The 3,298-nt window shown below is 68.1% G+C and carries 4 protein-coding genes and 1 tRNA gene; all 5 read left to right on the top strand.

Going from position 1 to position 3,298, the window contains the following annotated elements; genetic code table 11:
* Positions 1-1,551: excinuclease ABC subunit UvrC (gene uvrC, locus AB3X43_RS05855; protein WP_369428929.1), on the top strand; the 1,551-nt coding region annotated here is incomplete at its 5' end.
* A 56-nt stretch (positions 1,552-1,607) separates the two neighbouring features.
* The gene (gene pgsA, locus AB3X43_RS05850; RefSeq protein ID WP_310461954.1) at positions 1,608-2,174 is read left to right on the top strand and encodes a CDP-diacylglycerol--glycerol-3-phosphate 3-phosphatidyltransferase; all 567 of its coding nucleotides are present in this window, start codon (positions 1,608-1,610) and stop codon (positions 2,172-2,174) included.
* Positions 2,175-2,200: 26 nt separating this feature from the next.
* Positions 2,201-2,509: an HU family DNA-binding protein gene (locus tag AB3X43_RS05845; protein WP_369428930.1), complete on the top strand. Its 309-nt coding sequence runs from the start codon at positions 2,201-2,203 to the stop codon at positions 2,507-2,509.
* A 29-nt stretch (positions 2,510-2,538) separates the two neighbouring features.
* Positions 2,539-2,614: transfer RNA gene (locus AB3X43_RS05840), tRNA-Val, on the top strand.
* Between the two features lie 112 nt (positions 2,615-2,726).
* Positions 2,727-3,298, top strand: a 572-nt coding sequence (locus AB3X43_RS05835) for a SurA N-terminal domain-containing protein (protein ID WP_369428928.1), incomplete at its 3' end; no start/stop codon positions are given.

The following is a 3,298-nucleotide window of genomic DNA, read 5'->3' as shown; positions in this document are numbered from 1 at the left end:
CGCCATCGCTACTTCGGCCCCTACCCGAGCGCCTGGGCGGTGAAGGAGGGCATCCAGCTGATGCAGAAGGTGTTCCTGCTGCGCACCTGCGAGGACACGGTGTTCAACAACCGCACGCGGCCCTGCCTGCTGCACCAGATCCACCGCTGCTCGGCACCGTGTGTCGACCTGATCAGCCGCGAGGACTACGCCGCGGATGTGCGCAACGCGGTGCGCTTCCTGAGCGGGCAGACGCAGGAAGTGCTCGACGGCCTGCAGGCGCAGATGATGGCCTGCGCCGAGGCGTTCGATTACGAGAAGGCGGCCGAGCTGCGCGACCAGATCGCCACGCTGTCCAAGGTGCTGCAGCAGCAGTCCGTGTTCACGCAGGAAGACCGTGACACGGACATCCTGGCCGTGAAGGTGCAGGGCGGTCGGGCCTGCGTCAACCTGGCGATGGTGCGTGGCGGGCGGCACCTGGGCGACCGGGCCTACTTTCCAGCGCACGTCGAGGATGCGGTCGCCGTGGATGTCGGCGACGAGGCCCAGGAGGCCACCGAGGCGACGGAGGGCGACGACAGCGCCGAGGCCGTCCGCCCGGTCGAGGCCCGCGTGCTCGAAGCCTTCATCGCGCAGCACTACCTCGGCGCCGACTGCCCGCCGATCCTCGTGACCAGCCACCCGGTGGACCGCGGCCTGGTCGCGATGCTCACCGACCCCCAGGGCCACAAGGTCAGCGCGCAGCACCAGCCACGCGAGAACCGCCGCGCCTGGCTCGACATGGCGGTCAAGGGCGCCGAGCTGGCGCTGGCGCGGCTGCTGTCCGAGGAAGGCTCGCAGCAGGCGCGCACGCGGGCACTGGTCGAGGCGCTGGATCTGGCACCCGAAGGCATGGACAGCGGGCTGGACGGCCTGCGCATCGAGTGCTTCGACATCAGCCACACGGCGGGCGAGGCGACGCAGGCCTCGTGCGTGGTCTTCGAGGGCCACAAGATGCAGCCCGGCCAGTACCGCCGCTACAACATCACCGGCATCACCGGCGGCGACGACTATGCCGCGATGCGCCAGGTGCTCACGCGCCGCTACGCCAAGCTCGTCGATGCGGTGCAGCAGGGCACGGGCCGGTTGCCGGACCTGGTGCTGGTCGATGGCGGGCGCGGGCAGATCAGCGTGGCGCGCGAGGTGTTCACCACGCTGGGGCTGAACCTGTCGCTGCTGGTCGGTGTGGAAAAGGGCGAGGGCCGCAAGGTCGGGCTGGAGGAGCTGGTCTTCGCCGACGGGCGCGAGAAAGTGTGGCTCGGCCACGACTCGGCCGCGCTGATGCTGGTGGCGCAGATCCGCGACGAGGCGCACCGCTTCGCCATCACCGGCATGCGGGCGAAACGGGCGTCGGTCCGCACCGGCGGCAGCCGGCTGGAAGACATCGCCGGGGTCGGCCCGAAGAAACGCGCGCGGCTTCTGCAGCGATTCGGTGGCGTGCGGGGTGTGGCGGCAGCGTCGGTCGAGGATCTGGCCGGCGTCGAAGGCATCTCGCCGGAGCTGGCCGAAGAGATCTACCGGGCCTTGCGCTGAGGGCCGCGTCCGAGGCTGAAAACCCGTCGTTTCGTTACACCATGCACAATGCGTGCATGTTCTGGACCCTTCCAACGCTGCTCACCTGGGCGCGCATCGTCGCCATTCCGCTGATCGTCGGCATCTACGAGTTGCCGATCGACATGCCGACGCGCAACCTGATGGCGACCGTGCTCTTCGTCGTCGTGGCGCTGACCGACTGGCTCGACGGCTGGCTGGCCCGCAAGCTGAACCAGACCTCGTCCTTCGGCGCCTTCCTCGACCCGGTGGCGGACAAGTTCCTGGTGTGCGCGGCGCTGCTCATCCTGCTGCAGCTCGACCGGGTGAGCGCCATGGTGGCGCTGGTCATCATCGGCCGCGAGATCGCCATCTCGGCGCTGCGCGAGTGGATGGCGCAGATCGGCGCCTCGCGCAGCGTGGCGGTCCACATGATCGGCAAGCTCAAGACGACGGCGCAGATGGTGGCGATTCCCTTCCTGCTCTACGACGGCCGGCTCTTCGGCGTGGTGCCGACGCGGCTGTGGGGCACGGTGCTGATCCTGATCGCTGCGGTGCTGACCATCTGGTCGATGGTGTACTACCTGCAGAAGGCGTTGCCCGAGATCCGCGCCAAGGCGCGCTGAATCCGCGCGCTGGCACCTCTTCTAGAATCCGCTTCCTTCCAAACAGGCATCAGGGGCTTCGCGTGAACAAGACCGAACTGATCGAGCACATTGCGCTGCAGGCCGACATCTCCAAGGCGGCGGCGGCGCGGGCGGTCGATGCCATGATCTCCGGCGTGTCCCAGTCGCTGAAGAAGGGCGAGCCGGTGGCACTGGTCGGGTTCGGCACCTTCGTGGTGTCCAGCCGCGCCGCCCGCGAGGGCCGCAACCCGCGCACAGGGGCGCCAGTCCACATCCGCGCGGCGCGCATTCCGCGGTTTCGGCCGGGCAAGGTGTTGCTCGACGCGCTGAGCTGATACAGTCATGGTCTTGCCGGACGGCACCTGGGTGCTTAGCTCAGTTGGTAGAGCGGCGCCCTTACAAGGCGTAGGTCGGGGGTTCGAGCCCCTCAGCACCCACCACACGGGATGTCCGTTTCCAGGCAAGCCGCGATCTTTTCTCTTCAAAGGCGAACCCCGGTTCGCCTTTGTCGTGTCTGGCGCTGCTGCTTGCAGTGCTCCCTAGGAAGCTCAGATGTTCGATTTTTTCCGTCGCCATACCCGCGTCCTGCAGTTCCTGCTCCTGCTGCTGATCGTGCCGTCCTTCGTGGTGTTCGGCATCCAGGGTTATGACAAGTTCTCGCAGGGCAAGGACGAGGTCGCCAAGGTCGATGGCCAGGGCATCACCCGGGGCGAATGGGACCAGGCGCACCGTGCCCAGGTGGAGCGCCTGCGTGCGCAGATGCCCAATGTGGATGTCAAGCAGTTCGACACGCCCGTGGTCCGCCAGCGTGTGCTGGACGATCTGGTGCGCCAGCGCGTGCTGTTCGCGGCCTCGCGGGATCTGCATCTGGTCCCGACCGACGAGCGCCTGAAGCGCCTGTTCGAGACCGATCCGCAGTTCGCCAACTTCCGCAACGCCGACGGCACGGTCCGCAAGGAACTGCTGGCCGCGCAGGGCATGAACTCGCAGCAGTTCGCGGCCCGCCTGAGCCAGGACATGGCCCTCAACCAGGTCCTGATGGGTGTGGGCGGCACGGCGCTGGCGCCGAACGCCGTGGCCCGCGCGGCCGTGGATGCGTTCTACCAGCGCCGCGACGTGCGCGT

The organism is Sphaerotilus sp. (genome assembly GCF_041083715.1).
Taxonomy (GTDB): Bacteria; Pseudomonadota; Gammaproteobacteria; order Burkholderiales; family Burkholderiaceae_C; genus Sphaerotilus.
The sequence above is the reverse complement of the archived record's forward strand: the minus strand, read 5'-3'. Positions and strand labels throughout refer to the sequence as shown.

Excerpts from the sequence above, each read along its gene's own strand:
- pgsA (WP_310461954.1), top strand. The coding sequence starts at position 1,608 with ATGTTCTGGACCCTTCCAACGCTGCTCACCTGGGCGCGCATCGTCGCC.